Annotated in this window: 12 protein-coding genes and 1 other annotated feature; of the genes, 6 read left to right on the plus strand and 6 right to left on the minus strand. The window is 28.0% G+C overall.

Features of this window, described 5'->3' with window-relative positions; genetic code table 11:
- The first annotated feature begins 133 nt into the window (after positions 1–133).
- The gene (locus BM119_RS10985; RefSeq protein ID WP_090041438.1) at positions 134–1,867 is read left to right on the plus strand and encodes a Na+/H+ antiporter NhaC family protein; all 1,734 of its coding nucleotides are present in this window, start codon (positions 134–136) and stop codon (positions 1,865–1,867) included.
- A gap of 65 nt (positions 1,868–1,932) precedes the next feature.
- Here the strand turns inward: BM119_RS10985 and BM119_RS10990 are convergent, their stop codons facing one another.
- Entirely contained in the window at positions 1,933–2,976 is a 1,044-nt protein-coding gene (locus BM119_RS10990) for a PTS sugar transporter subunit IIC (protein ID WP_090041488.1), read from the minus strand.
- Positions 2,977–3,418: 442 nt separating this feature from the next.
- Here BM119_RS10990 and BM119_RS10995 point away from each other — a divergent pair, with 442 nt between their 5' ends.
- From BM119_RS10995 to BM119_RS11010, 4 genes are all read left to right on the plus strand, one after another.
- On the plus strand, positions 3,419–5,914 hold the full coding sequence (locus BM119_RS10995; protein ID WP_090041439.1) for a cation-translocating P-type ATPase: 2,496 nt from the start codon (positions 3,419–3,421) through the stop codon (positions 5,912–5,914).
- Positions 5,915–6,145: 231 nt separating this feature from the next.
- Complete coding sequence (locus BM119_RS11000; protein ID WP_090041441.1) at positions 6,146–7,903, plus strand: sensor domain-containing diguanylate cyclase/phosphohydrolase; 1,758 nt, start codon at positions 6,146–6,148, stop codon at positions 7,901–7,903.
- Positions 7,904–8,567: 664 nt separating this feature from the next.
- Entirely contained in the window at positions 8,568–9,998 is a 1,431-nt protein-coding gene (gene glnA, locus BM119_RS11005; RefSeq protein ID WP_090041443.1) for a type I glutamate--ammonia ligase, read from the plus strand.
- A 308-nt stretch (positions 9,999–10,306) separates the two neighbouring features.
- Positions 10,307–10,954, plus strand: coding sequence for a DedA family protein (locus BM119_RS11010; RefSeq protein ID WP_090041444.1), 648 nt, complete (start codon positions 10,307–10,309; stop codon positions 10,952–10,954).
- Positions 10,955–11,133: 179 nt separating this feature from the next.
- On the opposite strand, the gene BM119_RS11015 is transcribed toward BM119_RS11010, so the two are convergent.
- The 4 genes from BM119_RS11015 to BM119_RS19885 all read right to left on the minus strand — a co-directional run bounded on the left by BM119_RS11015 (position 11,134) and on the right by BM119_RS19885 (position 14,294).
- A complete protein-coding gene (locus BM119_RS11015; RefSeq protein WP_090041446.1) occupies positions 11,134–11,619 on the minus strand; it encodes a CarD family transcriptional regulator in 486 nt (161 codons plus the stop codon).
- Positions 11,620–12,107: 488 nt separating this feature from the next.
- Positions 12,108–13,538, minus strand: a complete 1,431-nt coding sequence (locus tag BM119_RS11020; protein WP_090041448.1) for an MDR family MFS transporter — start codon at positions 13,536–13,538, stop codon at positions 12,108–12,110.
- Positions 13,539–13,870: 332 nt separating this feature from the next.
- Positions 13,871–14,044: a hypothetical protein gene (locus BM119_RS19880; protein ID WP_177199397.1), complete on the minus strand. Its 174-nt coding sequence runs from the start codon at positions 14,042–14,044 to the stop codon at positions 13,871–13,873.
- A gap of 76 nt (positions 14,045–14,120) precedes the next feature.
- Complete coding sequence (locus BM119_RS19885) at positions 14,121–14,294, minus strand: hypothetical protein (protein WP_177199398.1); 174 nt, start codon at positions 14,292–14,294, stop codon at positions 14,121–14,123.
- A gap of 144 nt (positions 14,295–14,438) precedes the next feature.
- Positions 14,439–14,675, plus strand: a binding site (T-box leader).
- Between the two features lie 478 nt (positions 14,676–15,153).
- On the opposite strand from BM119_RS19885, the gene aspS reads away from it, so the two are divergent.
- Positions 15,154–16,443 carry an aspartate--tRNA(Asn) ligase gene (gene aspS, locus BM119_RS11025; RefSeq protein WP_090041450.1) on the plus strand — a complete coding sequence of 430 codons (1,290 nt, stop codon included), beginning with the start codon at positions 15,154–15,156 and terminating at the stop codon, positions 16,441–16,443.
- 314 nt (positions 16,444–16,757) lie between these two features.
- Here aspS and BM119_RS11030 read toward each other — a convergent pair whose 3' ends face one another.
- Positions 16,758–17,843, minus strand: a complete 1,086-nt coding sequence (locus tag BM119_RS11030) for an ArsR/SmtB family transcription factor (protein ID WP_090041452.1) — start codon at positions 17,841–17,843, stop codon at positions 16,758–16,760.
- Between the last annotated feature and the right edge of the window lie 129 nt (positions 17,844–17,972).

The following is a 17,972-nucleotide window of genomic DNA, read 5'->3' on the forward strand; positions in this document are numbered from 1 at the left end:
GAATATGCGTAAATATCACGTTTTTAGCTTTCCTCCCATATAGAACGAATCTTCATTTAGGTGGTGTTTTTCCACCATATGAATGTTAGATGAGTTAGCCATCAGATAAAATTAAAATTGAGGGGGAAGTACAATGTTAACAAGAGAAAAAAATTTAAGAAGAATCTTTGAAATCACATCAATTTTCCTTATATTATTTACTATTTTTTACACACATCCAGCTATGGCGCAAGAGGTGGATTCAGCATCTAATAATGCTGATACATTAGGTATTTTAACTATCTTACCACCACTTATAGCAATAGTATTCGCATTTATAACAAAGAATGTTGTTATATCATTGTTTTTAGGAACCATTGTAGGAATATTTTTAATAAATATTGTTTCTAACGGATTTATTGAGGCGCTAGCTATGAGTTTTCTTAACTTTAGTGAAAGGATATTAGCAGCTCTTTCAGATCCATGGAATGCTGGAATAATTCTTCAAGTATTAACTATAGGTGGGGTAATTGCTCTTATTGGTAAAATGGGAGGAACTAAGGCTGTAGCAGAGGCATTAGCAAAAAAGGCAAAAGGACCTAGGAGTGCACAATTTATAACATGGCTTTTAGGGTTATTTGTATTCTTTGATGATTATGCAAACTCACTAATTGTAGGGCCTATAATGAGGCCTGTAACTGATAAAATGAAGGTTTCAAGGGAAAAATTATCTTTTATAATAGATGCAACAGCAGCACCAATATCAGGAATAGCATTTATATCTACATGGGTAGGCTATGAACTTACATTAATTAGAGATGGGTATAGTGCTATAGGAGAAACTTCAGTTGATGCTTTTGGCATATTTATGAATACAATACCATTTAGATTTTATAATATACTTATATTGGCATTTATAGTTTTAACAATAATTTTTTTGAGAGAGTTTGGACCAATGCATAGTGCAGAAAAAAGGGCTAGAACAACTGGAATGGTTATAAGGGAAGGTTCTACGCCTATGGGATCGACTGATGATGAATTTGAGCCAAAGGAAGGAATAAAGCTTAGCGTATGGAATGCAATAATACCAATATTAGTTTTAATAATAGGAGCTTTTTTAGGTTTTTATTATAATGGATACACTGGAATTTTAGCTGGAGAAGATGAAGTATTAAAAGGGGCAATTACAAATTCTCCAATGGCATTTAGTACAATCCAAGTTACTTTCGGAAAAGCTGATGCATCAATTGTATTATTTCAAGCAGCCTTACTTTCATCATGTGTAGCAATTTTAATGGGAGTTTGTCAAAAAATATTTAAAATAGGAGAGGCACTAGAGACTTGGGTTGGTGGAATGAAATCTTTAATAATGACAGGTGTAATTCTTCTTTTAGCATGGTCATTAAGTGCAGTTATAAAGGATTTAGGAACAGCAAAATATTTAGTGTCTGTATTATCAAACTCAATACCATATTATTTATTACCAAGCATAATATTTGTTTTAGCAGCTATAATATCTTTTGCAACGGGTACATCTTATGGAACAATGGGCATAATGATGCCTCTTACAATACCTCTAGCATATGGGATATTACCAAGTGATAATTTTATATTAATAGCTACAAGTGCTGTTTTAACAGGGGCTATATTTGGTGATCATTGTTCGCCAATATCAGATACAACAATATTATCATCTATGGGTTCATCATGTGATTTCCTGGATCATGTTAGAACTCAAATGCCATATTCAATTATGGTAGCAGTAGTTTCAGTAGTGGCAGGATACATACCAGTATCTTTAGGTGTACCAGTTTATATAGTGCTTCCAGCATCTATATTAATCCTTGCTTTAATAGTGAGATTTGTATTTAAACCAGTTGAGGTTTAAGAAGAGAACATAAAAAAATGACCTATAAATAGGTCATTTTTTATGTTTATATTTATAAATTATTATTAAGCTACATTTATATAATCATCTGATTTGTTTCCACGAACTATATCAGATGTTACTATTTTGTAGTTTTTAAATATTTTATATCCTATAAATCCTGCTAATACATTTAATAAAGCACAGCTTGCAGCAGTTATTAAAACTTTTATAGGTGGGTTGTAAGCAAACATTACAGCAAGTCCAGCTATTGGAGTAGCAGTTCCAGGTGAATTGTTTACAAGTCCCATAAGAGCTATTATGACACCAGACATAGCACCACCTATGAAGTTAGTAACATAAACTGGTATTGGATTAGCAGATATTAAGTCTGCTTGAGTTAAAGGCTCTATAGCAACAGATATACTGTCTTTCTTTGTACCAAACTTCATTTTTGAGAAGAATACAAAGTTCATGAAAGAAGAAGCAAATACTGATAATGCACCTATTGCCATTGGGGCACCAGTTAAACCTATCATAGCTGTTAAAGCCATTGAGCTAAGTGGAGCAGTAGCAACTACTGTTATTAATCCACCAAGTATTATACCCATTAATATTGGGCTAGCTGTTGAAGCAGATATTAAAACTGAACCTATAGTTTCTAAAGTACCGTTAACTATTGGACTTGTTACATCACCTATTAAATAAGTTAAAGGTGCAGCAACAACTATTATAATTATTAGGTCAAGTCCAGCAGGAATTTTCTTTTCTAATTTTTTAATAACGAAAGATATTAAATAACCAGCTATAAATCCAGGTAATATTTTAAAGTTTAAGCAAGTTAATCCAACTAATACTGCATATACTGGAGAAACTCCTAAAGCTAAAGGAACTAATGTAGCAGCAGCAACTCCGCCTAACGATCCGTTAGCAGTTCCAACATTTTCTAAAAATTTGCTTCCTAATACCTCACCAAAGAATGAAAAGTGGAAAGCTTCAACTAAGAAACTTGCGCATGCGGCGTTTGCAAGGCCACCCATAGCTTTCATACCCATTGGTGCTTTGTAACTAAATAATGTAAATAATGCCAATACCACTAATAATAATGCAGTACCTGTTAAAATTTGTATCATATTATGTCCTCCTAAAAAATGTAAATTATTGAAATGTGACATTTTGTAGTGTTTTCCTTGGTTACGTTTTCCCAAAACTAATAAATTTCAATACTTTCAATTATAAAATAAATATAATTAAAAGTAAATCAATTTTTTTGAAGAATAATATAAAAAATTGTATAATTAGTAAGAATATTTATATTTATATAAAAAATTTGCATAAATGAGTATATTCAAACAAGGAAATAGAAGTATATACCAAGTAACAAGAATAAGTTAATAAGGATTTTAAATAATAGTTATGTTTAATATTTTAGAAAGAAGATGCCTGATAATACTGCATGTTAAAAAATGTTAATTCTCATTATCAATTGATAAGAATTTACTTTTAAAAAGTGTTGATTTTTAAAAGGTTTAAGCATATAATGTGATTATTAAATGATAATGAGGTGAGAACATGAAGAGTAAATTTAATGGATTAACATCTAAACAGGTTAAAGTTCTTAGAGAAAAATATGGATTGAATGAACTTGTTAAACAGGAAAAACCAAGTCCATTTAAGAAATTTATTGGTATATTTAAAGAACCTATGTTTTTATTGCTTGTTATTACAGCTACTTTGTATTTTATCCTTGGAGAACCAAAAGAAGCATTTATTATGCTTGTATTTGTTGTTGCCGTTGCCTCTATAACTTTTATACAAGAATGGAAGACTGAAACAAGTATGAATGCCTTAAAGGATTTGACATCTCCAAAGGTTAATGTTTTAAGGGATGGAAAAGAAGTTGTGATAAAAAGTTGTGAACTTGTGCCTGGAGATATAATTTTTCTTTCAGAAGGGGAACGTATACCGGCAGATTGTTTGGTCTTAGAAGCATCAAATTTTTGTGTTGATGAGTCCATACTAACTGGAGAAAGTGAACATGTTATAAAACTTTCAAAAGAAGAGTGTGAAGAATCACAGGATCATTGGAAAAAATATGTGCTTTATGCAGGAACACTTGCTATTTTTGGAAAATGTACTGGAAAAGTAAAGTTAACAGGAGTAGAAACCGAATATGGGAAAATTGGTAAAGCTATTAGTGAAACGAAAGAAGAATCTACACCACTACAAAAAAAGATAGGGATTTTAGTGAAAAATTTGGCTATTGCAGCAGTTGTTTTATGTTCATTGGTAGTAGTAGCATCATATATATATAATAGAGATATATTAAAAAGTCTTTTGTCAGGTATAAGTTTAGCTATGGCAGTTATACCCGAAGAGTTCCCAGTGGTGTTAACTGTATTTTTATCAATGGGTGCATATAGACTAGCTAAGAAGAATACCCTTATGAGAAAAGTTTCTGCTGTTGAAACACTTGGATCTACAACTATTTTATGTGTTGATAAGACTGGTACAATTACTCAAAACAAAATGAAAGTAAAAAATATATATGCAAATGGAAAAGTTATAAATTCAAAAGATATGGATGATAAACATATAAGTGACTTATTTGTATTATCATGTGAAAGAGAACCATATGATCCAATGGAAAAAGCTATCGTAGAGATAGGGTGTTTAAATTCTAATATTAAGGATTTATATACTTATGAATTAAGTGGAAAGATAGCATTTAATTCTAAAACCAAGAGAATGGCTAATATATATACAAAAGAAAATAGGTACTATGTTGCAGCTAAAGGATCACCAGAAACAATCATACCAATATGTAATCTTAATAATGATGAAGTTAAAGAGTTAGAAAAAATAATTGATGATATGGCAGCTAAAGGGCTAAGGGTGTTAGCCTTTGCAGACACATTAAGTGATGATATAAATGAAGAATTAGATGAATATAGTCTTCAATTTAGAGGATTAGTAGGGCTCCAAGATCCACCAAAGGATGGTATTAAGGAAGCTATTAATACTTGTAAAAAAGCAGGAATAAGAGTGGTTATGATAACTGGTGACTATAGTAAAACAGCTATGGCTATTGGAGAGGAAATTGGACTAGAATTTGCAAATAAATCAATTACTGGAGATAATATAAATGAAATGGAAGATAGTGAACTATGTAAAGCTGTTAATAATTGTGATGTATTTTCAAGAGTAATACCTGAACACAAAATGAAAATAGTTAAGGCATTAAAGAAAAATGGAGAGATAGTTGCGATGACAGGAGATGGAGTTAATGATGCTCCAGCACTAAAAAATGCAGATATAGGAATTGCAATGGGGAAAAGTGGAACGCAGGTTGCAAGAGAAGCTGCTCATATGATTTTAATGGATGATAATTTTACAACTATTGTAAATTCTGTGGAAGATGGAAGAAGAGTTTTTGATAATATAAGGAAAGCCATAGTATATATTATGATAGTTCATATACCTATAGCGGCTATAGCATTATTTGCACCTATCTTTAATTTACCTCAACTTTTATTACCAATGCATATAATGTTTCTTGAACTTATTATAGATCCAACTTGTTCTATTGTGTTTGAGGGAGAAGAAGCTGAGCCTCATATAATGGAACAACCTCCACGTTCACCATCAGAATCGTTGTTAACAAAAGGGCTTACTAGAAAGGTTTTATTACAAGGAACAACAATGTTTCTTGGATCATTTTTACCTTTCCACTTATTAGTGGATAGTGGATATGGAGTTGAATATTCTAGGAGTTTTGCATTAGTTGCATTGATCGTTGCTAATGTAACATTAGTTTTGGTAAATAGATCAAATACTAAATATTTATCTAGTGCATTTAAGGAGAAAGGGAATAAAATAAGAGGAATTGTAAATGGTATAGCTGTAGGAATTTTATTATGTATAGTTTATATTCCATTTTTACAATCACTATTTAAGACTCAAGGATTAGAGTTCAATATGTTAGTTATAGCAGCAGCAATAGGATTTTCTTCAACAGCATGGTGGGAGATAATAAAGGTTATAAAAAACAGAAAAACATCTTTTTAAAAAAATAATAGGATTACTGAAGATAAATAAAAAACAATGTGATTTTCATTAAACAGCTTATCTCAATGTAGATAAGCTGTTTAAATTTTCAAGAATAATTAAGGAAATTCAAACTAAAAATATGCATTAAATGGTATAATAAGCTATACATTACAGTATTTAAGGTGGTAAGGAGGAAGGTATAACAATATATGTTGAATTTAAATAACATTATGCAAAGGTGAGGAATGTATGAAAAATGATATTTGCAAATTTATTATGAGAAATATGCCTTTTCCCATGTGGATAGAAGATCTTGAAGAAACAATTATTGGAGTTAATGAGGCATATGCAATTATACATAATAAAAATATAGATTATTTCACAAGTAGGAAGTATAACGAAGTTTATGATAAAGATAAGTATGTTAAACATAGAAAGTTGATAAATGAAGTAATTGCTACTAAGAGTTTAAGAAGATTTGAAGTAGTTAATGAATATATTTGTTCAGAATGTTACGTAATGCCATATTTTGATGATTATGATAATATATTAGGAATATTTGGTGTTTTTGTAGATATTAGGGAAAGTAAGGGCAAACAAAAAGAGTTAGAAAATCAAAAAAATATATTGAGAACTATCATAGATACATTGCCAGATTTTATATTTTTTAAGGACAGAGATAGTAAATACGTTGGGTATAATAAAAAGTGGGATGACTACTATAAAAACAAAGGCTTTAACAATATGATAGGAAAGACGGATTTAGAAATAGGGCTTCCAAAAGAATTAGCATTAAGTTTTATAAAAAAAGATAGGGAAATAATGAAGACAAAAAAATCTCAGTTTATAGAAACAATAATTACAACAGAGAAGGGCGAAAAGAGAACAGAAGAAAGTATAAAAGTCCCAGTAATAAATGAAGATGGAGATGTGTGGGGAATAGTAGGGGTTGCAAGAGATGTTACGGAAAGAAAAAAGATAGAAGATAAGCTGAGAACACTAAGCTATAAGGATGTTTTAACAGGATTAAATAATAGAACATATTTTGAGGAAAAAATTAAGGATATAAATCAAGAAAAGTTTTTACCGATAGGGGTTATAATGGGAGATGTGAATGGATTAAAAGTTGTAAACGATACCTTTGGCCATTTAGAGGGCGATAGGCTTCTTAAAACTATTTCTCAAATTATAAAAGATGTCAGTGGAAATTCCAGTTATGTTTTTAGATGGGGTGGAGATGAATTTGTGATTTTAATACAAAATTATGATGAAGATGGTTGTGAAAAAATAATAGAGGATATACTTAATAAATGTGATAATTATAATTTTGATTTAATACAATTAAGCATATCTCTTGGAGCATCTATCAAAAGAACTATGGATGAGGATATTTATTCTAATTTAAAAGAAGCAGAAGAAAAAGTTTATAGACAAAAGCTTTTAAGGGAAAAAAGTGTTAGAAGCTCTGTAGTTTTTTCTCTTCAACAATCTTTGGAAGAGAAAAATATGGAAACAGAGCAACATACATTAAGATTACTAAATTATGCTAAAATAATAGGGAAAAAGTTAGGTATGACAATAGCAGAATTAGATGAATTAGAGCTAGTTACTAAGTTGCATGATATAGGTAAAATTGGAATAAGTGAAGATATATTATTAAAACCTAGTAAGTTAACTAAAAAAGAATTTGATATTATGAAAACTCATACGGAAAAGGGATATAGAATATTACAGTCCTCTAGTGAATTAGCACATGTTGCTAGAGGGGTATTAACACATCACGAAAGATGGGATGGAAAGGGATATCCATTAGGATTAAAAGATAAAGAAATTCCGTTGGTAGCAAGAATTGTTAGTGTTGTAGATTCATTTGATGCAATGACAAATGATAGAGTTTATAGTAAAGCAAAAACGAAAAAAGAGGCATTAGAAGAACTAAGAAGGTGCTCAGGCAGTCAATTTGATCCAGAAATAGTTGATATATTTATTAAGATGATACAAAAATAAATTTTTAAAAGGGTATTTACATATATTTAAGTAAATACCCTTTTAAATTTTGTCTCATGACTAGGTGAAATACTTCTATCTTTTAAAAGTAAGTACAGCATTATATGTTTTTTAAATAGGTAAGCATTGTGTTAAGTCCTTAGAAATTATTTGCTATAGAAAAAATTAGTTTATTTTGGTTATATATGATTGTTAATACTGCAGAAGTCGCATTTAATTTAATTACAATATCATTTGATATATATTGAGTTCCTTGAATTAATTTATAATCATTATTAGAAAAATTAATAACTTCATTAGAGTTATAAATAATATTTATAAAATCATGGGAAACATTCTTAGTTGAATCATAACTAATTTCAATAACATCTTTTAAGGTGTTTATTTCGTTTATATATTACTTGCAATTTATTTAAGATAAAATACTCTTCTTAGAAAAAATAATTATCAGCATAATATATTATGGATTAAATTACAAGCTTTAAAAATAACAAATTGTTAATAAATTTAAAAGTAATTTAAAAAAACGAATAGCTTAAAGTATTTTATTGAGACTATAATAAAAAAACTACAAAATCACTTCATTATGATAAATTGACAAAATATATAAATATAATATACTAAAAGTAATAAAAGTAAAAAAATTGAATTATGGGGTGATTATATGTTTTCAACATTCAAAGATCTTAAAAGTTTTGTAGAAAACCAAGAAGTCAAAATAATAGATTTCAAGGTTGTAACATTAGAGGGAAGATGGAATCATTTATGTATACCAGCAACTAGATTAAATGAAAAACTTTTTGTAGAAGGTATAGGATTTGATGGCTCAAGTTATGGTTATTCAAGTATAGAGAGTTCTGATATGAGATTTATACCTGATATGGAAACTGCCTTTCTAGATCCTTATTGTGAAGAAAAGACTTTGTCAATAATATGTAACATATTTACATTAGGTAAAAATGAAGGAAGATTTCAAGGAGATCCTAGATTTATAACTGAGAAGGCAGTAAAATTTTTGAAAAATAGTGGAATAGCTGATGAATTTGTAATAGGACCAGAGTTTGAATTTTATATTTTTGATAAAGTAGGTTTTGAAATAAAAGGAAACCATCAAGAAGTGTCAATAAATTGTGAAGAATCACCATGGAGCACTAATGATAAAGAAAATAATTTGGGGTATAAGGTTCCATTTCAAAAAGGATATCACATAGGCTTGCCATATGATTCTACCAATGATTTAAGGAGTGCAATGTGTTTAGCATTAGAAGAAATGAATATACCAATTAAATATCATCATCATGAAGTTGGTGCAGCAGCTCAAGTAGAAATAGAAGTAGAACTAGGAAATTTAGGATTCATGAGTGATGCTACTATGATGATAAAGTATTTGATAAAGAATGAAGCTATAAAGAATGGAAAGACAGCTACATTTATGCCTAAACCTATATATGGTGAGGCAGGTAATGGTATGCATGTTCATATGTTATTGAAAAAAGACGGAAAAAATATATTCTATAATGAAAAGGGATATTCAAAATTAAGTGATGAGGCACTTCATTTTATTGGGGGAATACTTAAGCACTCAAAAGCATTACTTGCCTTAACTAATCCATCTACAAATTCATATAAGAGATTAGTCCCAGGATTTGAAGCACCAGTGTCAATATGTTTTGCTACAGGAAATAGAAGTTCTGTAATAAGAGTGCCTGGATATATAAAGGATCCTTCAAAAATCAGGTTTGAGTTCAGACCATCTGATGCTACATGCAATCCTTATTTAGCATATTCAGCATTACTTATGGCGGGGATAGATGGGATTTTAAATTCTATAGATCCTACTGAAGAGGGGTATGGACCATATGATGTTAATGTATTTGATTTACCAGAAGAAGAGAGAAATAAAATAGAAGCATTACCAAGGAGTCTAGAGGAAGCATTAGAAGAATTAAAGAAGGATTATAACTTCTTATTAAGAGATGGAGTGTTTACAGAAGAATTCATATTTAATTGGATAAAGAAAAGATATGAAAAGGATGTATTAACTATAAATAAAGTTCCAAGTCCTATTGAGTTTTCTTTATATTATGATCTATAAAAAATAGCTTTTTATTAGCGGAGTTAATTTAAAAAAATCAGTATTATTATATATACGGATTTAAAATTAGCTTCGCTTCTATAATTTGAATTTATAATATGAGTAGTTTAAAAAGAAACTGTTAAATTAACAAACTGTTAAAAATATACTGTTAAATCTAGGTTATAAAACACATAATATTATGAATAGATATGTACACCAAATTCAACAAGTAGTATAATATAAAATAGCTTATATTTCCATTAAAGATGATGTAAGCACTCTAAAAAATACTTAAATTAAAATTATACTTAAAAAGGATGAGAATTATGGAACTAATAAGTAAAGTCATTGATGTGTTTTTGCATCTAGATAAGTATCTTGGAACAATGATATCCAATTATGGGGCCTGGTCATATGGATTATTATTTTTAATAATATTTTTTGAAACGGGTTTAGTTGTGACTCCATTTTTACCAGGAGATTCTATATTATTTGCAGCTGGAGCATTTGCAGCGTTAGGTTATTTGGATATATACATAATTATAGGTATGTTAATAATAGCAGCTATATTAGGAGATACTTTAAATTATCACATAGGAAAGTATTTTGGAGCAAAAGCTTTTAGTAATGAAAAGTCTAGAATATTTAAAAAAGAATATCTTGATAAGACACAAAGCTTTTATGATAAACATGGAGGAAAGACAATTATATTAGCTAGATTCATACCAATAATTCGTACATTTGCTCCTTTTGTAGCTGGTATTGGAAATATGGGATATATGAAATTTATCTCTTACAATGCTGTTGGTGGAGTTGTATGGGTTACAATATTTACATTAATGGGATATTTCTTTGGAAATTTACCATCTGTAAAAGAGAATTTTTCAGTTGTAATATTTGGGATAATATTTATATCAATATTACCTGGCGTTATTCAGTATTTTAAACATAAAGTAGAAGTGAAAGAAAATTAAAAAAATAACTTAAATAGATTATCTATTTAAGTTATTTTTAATTTAATATAAAAAATAAAAACTAAACTCTAAATTTAGTTTTATCTTAGAAATACGAATTGTTATACAGGCCAAAGTGTATTTTATATTAGATATAAAAAATACAATAGATACACTTTAGGTCTGTTAAAAATTAATGATTATAATTCAAGGCTGGAATTTAACAAATCATCAGCTTTATCTTCTGAAATTTCTTTTATTGCACTTATTTCAGTAACCATAAATCTTTTAGCATTTGTTAACATTTGTTTTTCACTTGAGTTAAGAGTCTTTTCTTTATTGATTTGAGTTAACTCATAAAGAACATCCGCACAATCTTCTAATGAGCCAGATTTAATTTTTTCCATGTTTAATTGGTATCTTTGTCTAGATGCTGCAAGATCATCTAAATCACATACCCTATCTTTGAAACTTAATAATATGTTATCTAATGTATCACCATCAGATATTAGACGTAAATTAGAATTAGAAATTCTATCAGCTGGAATCATTACTTCCATATTATTATGCAACATTTGTATAATAAAGTACTGCTTATTTTCTCCAGTAAAATCTTTTTCTTCTATATTTTTGATTACTCCGATACCTTGCATTGGGTAAACAACATTATCACCAATTTTAAACAAACAAAACACCTCCGTAGTTAATTATTATCTGTTAAATGATTATCTACTCTAATAAGCCCTTTAACAAAGAGTTTATTAGAGTAGATAATCTTAAGCGTGAATTAAACTTAAGTTCATGAAAAATATATTCGACGTGAATTAAATTCAACTGCCTTTATTTAATAATAACATATATGAAAAAAAATATCAAATTTATTATGATATCATAAACTTGATATTTATGTCAACAACATTATTGATAAAATTTTAATTAATGAATTTAAGAAAAACTTTATCCAAGAATTAGATGCTAAAATACACCTATTTTCTAAAAAATTTCAGATAAGGGAATTTGTATAATTGTATAACATGAAGTTATTTTAGAGAAATTCTTTTAAGATTTAGATGGAGAGGGGTGTTTACTAACAAGTAATTGATTAATAATGTTATAAAAGCTAAGTTTATTATGAAATTAAATAATAAACTTAGCTTTTATAATTTTTAATATATTAAAGTTTAACTCTACTTTTCTTAGGCATTATTAATGATAGTATAAAGCAGATAATTACAAGAAAAATAAGAACAATAAATATGTTATGTATTCCTGTGAAAAATGCTTCTTTGATTTGTATATTAGATATATTCAATGCTTCTTGTGAATTGATTATATTATCAGGAGTTACGTTAGATATACCTAGCTTAGAAAAATAACTTGTTATACCTGAATTTAGGACACCACCAAATATGCTAACACCTATAGTTTGTCCTAATGTACGAATTAAGGTGTTAGTAGATGTTGAAACTCCTCTTTCACTTTTTTCAACTGCGCTTTGAACAACAATTGTAGAAGAATTAAATATTCCTCCAAATCCCAAGCCCATTATAATTACAGAAATAAGTAAATATATTATAGGAGTAGAAACATTTAGGAATCTTAAAATTATAGTACTTATAAAAAGTATGAATAAAGCAATTTGAATAATTTTTTTCTCTCCATATTTAGGTAATGCTCTTGACAATATAAATGAGCTTATAAGCCAAGTTACAGACATAGGAGCCATGCACAGTCCAGATAAGGTAGCATTCAATCCTAATACATTTTGAGTGTATAGTGGGGTATAGGATTCTATGGCTGTAAGTAATGATGCCATTACAAAACATATTAAATTTATTACAATTGTAGTTTTACTAAAAATATTAAATGGGACTAAAGGTTCTTCTACCTTTTTTTCAATATAATAAAACATTATTAGAGATACAATTGTTATTAAGGCACATATAGTAATAATTAATACTGATTTTCCTAATGCACCAAATAATAAGGAGACTATAGAAATTGTTAATAGAATACATCCAATATAATCAATCTTAGGCTTACAGTTAATAACAATTTCATCTAAATTATTATTAAGCATTATTATGGAAATAAGTCCAAAGGGAATATTTATAAAAAATATCCAATGCCAAGAAAATGTATCTAATAAAAAACCACCTATTAGTGGACCAATTAAGCTAGCTATTCCCCAAACGGTGCTAAGCCAACCTTGAATTTTTACTTTTTGAGACAAATCAAATAAATCTCCAACTATAGTAAAGGTAACAGTTAGAATAGAACCAGCACCTAATCCTTGTATTGCACGGAAAATTATAAGTTGAACTATGGTTTGAGATAGTCCACAAAGGGAACTACCAATTAAAAATATAATAATACCTATAGAGAGTATTTTTTTTCTACCATACAAATCGGAAAATTTTCCGTATATAGGAGTAGATACTGCTGAGGTTAGAAGATAGGCTGAGAAAATCCAACTTATTAACTCATATCCTTTAAGATCAGTAGCGATTGTAGGCATTGCAGTGGTAACCACAGTACCTTCAAAAGCTGCTAAAAATGTTGATAGCATAAGGGCTATAACTACTTTAAGTTTTTTGTTATCCATATTGAGCACTCCTTGTTTAGAATTTATATTACATAGATTAGTTATAATTATTATTGGTAAATCATTGATATATTTTATATAATAAGCACTTATACTAATTAAGTAATAATTTACATATATAATATAACATATAATAATAATTTATTAAAATTTAATAATATTAACTATGACTGAAATAATTCTATATTTAAAAAGAGGCTATTATTTATTTCATTGCTATCATTGATACTACTCCCACAGCTTAAGCTGATGATTATAGGAACTTCATAAAATATAATAAATATATCTCATAAAACCAAAAAATATCTGAGGGAAAATCCTCAGATATTTTTCTAATCTTTATAGTTTGATAAATTGTCACAAGCTGAATTAAGGGATGATATAGCTTGTTGTATTTTTGACTTATTGTCAGCTTTTTCTACTGAACCTAATGCTTGATTTAATGAACTAACAGCATTTTGAACAGTTGACATACTTTCATCTACGTAATCTTTAGCTTTTTTCATAAGATGCCCTCCTTGAAATAGGCAAATCCTAATTCAGGTGGTATTATTTTCACCATCTGGATATTAGATAAACCTTTTAGTCTTGATAGTTTGATAAATTGTCACAAGCTGAATTAAGTGATGTAATAGCTTGTTGTATTTTGGCTTTATTATCAGCTTTTTCTACTGAGCCTAATGCTTGATTTAGTGAACTAACAGCATTTTGAACAGTTGACATACTTTGATCTACATAATCTTTAGCTTTTTTCATAATACATATTCCTCCTTCAAATAAAGTTTACATAGATAGTATGAGTTTAAATAATAATAATATTCTAGGAAAGAAATAGAATTGAATTGTATTTTCAGAATAAATTGACAAATATAAGCTGTAGAACTATAATATAAAAAACAACTAAATTCTATGAAGAGAAGAGTAAATATTAATTAGTATCTAAAGCGAGTGAGAGATGGTGTAAGTCTCATGTGAAAGTTAATATTGAAAGACACCTTAGAGAAGTTTATCTGAAATTTTTTAGTAGGATAAATCGGATTCCTCCGTTAAAAGGGTTAGAGATAACTTAGTTATGATTAGACAATGAACTTAGTTAATTTAGGATGGTACCGTGAAGTATAAGCTTTCACTCCTATTAAAGGAGTAAGAGCTTTTTTGTTTTATCTAAATATATAGGCCTTGGCCAGGTTGTGTATATTTGGTGGTTCAGGTAGCAACTTTAGTTAATTAAATTAAGTATTTTAAATTAAAAATATTTAATTTAAGGTAAAAAGTCTGATTTTGATTTAGGTTAATAAGGGTGGTACCACGATATTTCGTCCCTTGAGTTTTAATTAACTCAAGGGACTATTTTTTTGCATGCATAAACTAATATGAAATTTTTTGAAACTAAAATATTAATAAAATTAGGGTTAAAGATTTTTTGTATTGATAATTTACAATTGATAATGAGAGATAAAATCTTTTAAGGAAGATTTCTAAAATAAAAATATTTTCAAGAAAACCTGAGGTTTTCAACCATAATTGTCAATTTTCAATTAGAATGTGGCGTAGCCACCTTGCTCTTTTTACCTAGGTTTATTTTAAGTATTTAAATAAAAAAGGAGATAAAAATATGAATAGAGTAATTATTACAAATTTAAATAAACACATAAATAAAGGAGTTTTAATTCAGGGATGGGTTTGTAGAATAAGAAAATTAAAATCTATTACTTTTTTAATATTAAGAGATAGAAGTGGTTTAGTTCAATGTGTTTTAGATAACGCATTGATAGATACAAATAATTTAAGATTAGAATCAGTAATAAGTATTAGTGGAAAAGTAACAGAGAGTAAAAATAAATTAAATCCATTTGAAGTTATAGTTGATAATATAGAAATGATAAATGCTGTATTAGAGGAATTACCAATAGAAATTAATAAAGACAAGTTAGATATAAATTTAGATACTATGTTAAACAACAGAGTTCTAAGTTTAAGGCATGAAAAAAAATCTTCTATATTTAAAATACAAAATTTAATAGCACAAGGATTCAGAGAATTTTTAATAAAAAATGATTTTACTGAAATTTTTACACCTAAAATTGTGGCAGAGGGAGCAGAAGGAGGAACAGAAATGTTTCAGTTGAAATATTTTGAAAATAAGGCTTATCTAGCACAAAGTCCTCAGTTTTACAAGCAAATGATGGTTGGATCAGGATTTGAAAGAGTATTTGAAGTAGGTGCTGTCTATAGAGCAGAAGAGCATAATACTAATAGACATCTAAATGAATATATTAGCATGGATTTAGAAATAGGTTTTATAGAAAATGAAGAGGAATTAATGAACCTAGAAGAAGAAATATTAAAATATATTTTAGAAAAAATTCTGAATCAGGGGAAAAAATATTTAGATATTTTAGATATATCACTTCCAACTATAGAAAAAAATATACCTAGGATAAAGTTTAAAGATGCTATAGAAATATTAAGAAAAAAATACAATAAAACAGACTTAGAAGGTGACTTGAATCCAGAAGGAGAAAAATTAATTTGTAAATATGTAAAAGAGGAATTAGGATGTGAATTTGTGTTTTTAACTCATTATCCAAGAAGAAAAAGACCTATGTATACAATGCCATTAGGAAATGAGGAAACTCATAGCTTTGATTTATTGTTTAGAGGATTAGAAATAACAACAGGAGGGAAAAGAATACATGATTATGACATGCTAATTGAAAATATTAAATACAAAGGGTTAATACCAGAAAATTATAAGAATTATACAGACACATTTAAATATGGTATGCCACCTCATGGAGGACTTGCCATAGGTCTTGAGAGATTAACATGCCAATTCTTAAATATAAAAAATGTTAGGGAAGCATGTGCATTTCCAAGGGATAGAACAAGGCTAACACCTTAGTTTTAAATAATATAAAAAGTAATAACCTAGATATAAAAATAAATAAATATACAATAGGTATATGAATAACCAATACTACAGGTAGATTAGTTATTCATAAGGAAACAGCTGCAAATACTCCCAATAAACTAAGATTCACTTGATTTAGTCACATAAAAGAAAATAACAAGTCAAAGATGCCATGTATATTTCGTGCCAGATAAGGATGTGATATTAGTTCATAGCACAGGCTATGGGCTAATATTACTGATGCAGTATGACACGAAATAGACTAGCATACTTACTTGTTATTTTTTGAATGTGTCTTAAGAGACTTATAATAATAAGTCTCTTAAATTATCAATGTATTGAGAAATCTTATCTTTACGTATAGAATAATACACTTTAGTATTATTTTTCTCAACATGCACAAGATTTAGGGTAAGTAAAGTTGACATGTGATGAGAGATAGTTGCATTTGTAATTTGTAGTTTATTAGCAAGTTGACCAGCATAAAGAGTATCATTTTTTAATGCTACCAATATTTGAAGCTTACTTTTATCTGATAATGCCTTTAATACGCTTAAAAGATGCTTATCATTGCATTTATATTTTTTTAATAAATAAGATAGATCAAGAAAGTTAATTCCTAATATTAGAGTGTCTTTAGTATCAGAAACTCCAGATACATAAATAGCATTAGAATTAAATATTGAAGGATAAACATCTAAGCTAGAGTTTTGATTTAAAGTTATATTACAATTAGACTTTAAAAAATCTACACCATAATTATTAAGGTTTTCTTCAATAAAATTCATGAATTTTACCAATCTATTTTTCAAATAAGGTTCCTTTTCTTTTATAAGCCTTATTACATTAGATAAAATGTTAATTACTTTTTCAAGCAACTCATCATAATTATAATACAAGTACATAAGTTCATATTTAAGTTCTATTGAAATATCTTTTTCTTGTACATATTTAAATAAAGCTTCAGCATTATTAATATGAACTATATCTTCATGTGTTATAAACTCGTCATATAATATAGAACTTACAATAGAAAGAGTAAGTTCCATATGCCTTTCTTCATAGCTAGAACTTTTAAATTTATCAAGTATATCTCCAAAATCTAAGGACATATATGGATTTAATATTATTCTTGCAAAATTATTTTCAATAGGAAAATTATTTTTAAATAGATAGTTTAAATCTTTTTCTGTTATTGAAATATTACTTTCTATATATGAGAAGATATCACAGATTTCATAAAATAATAAATTCAATTCCTCGCTTGGGATATTATATTTCTCAGCAAAATCTTTAGAAAATTTGCTAGGTGATTTATTATCCGCTATAGAAGTTAAAACATTTAAACTTTCATATAAATAATCAACATTATAATTAATTTTAAAATTCAAATTTACTCACCTCTTAAAGTTGTTTAACGTATTTATTAAAGTTTATGAATATAAAAAGTATTAAACATAAAATATAAAATATAACATATTAGGAATAATTGAACAACAGATAAAAAAACTTGCTATTGC

This window comes from Clostridium frigidicarnis (assembly GCF_900111985.1).
Lineage (GTDB): Bacteria > Bacillota > Clostridia > Clostridiales > Clostridiaceae > Clostridium_Z > Clostridium_Z frigidicarnis.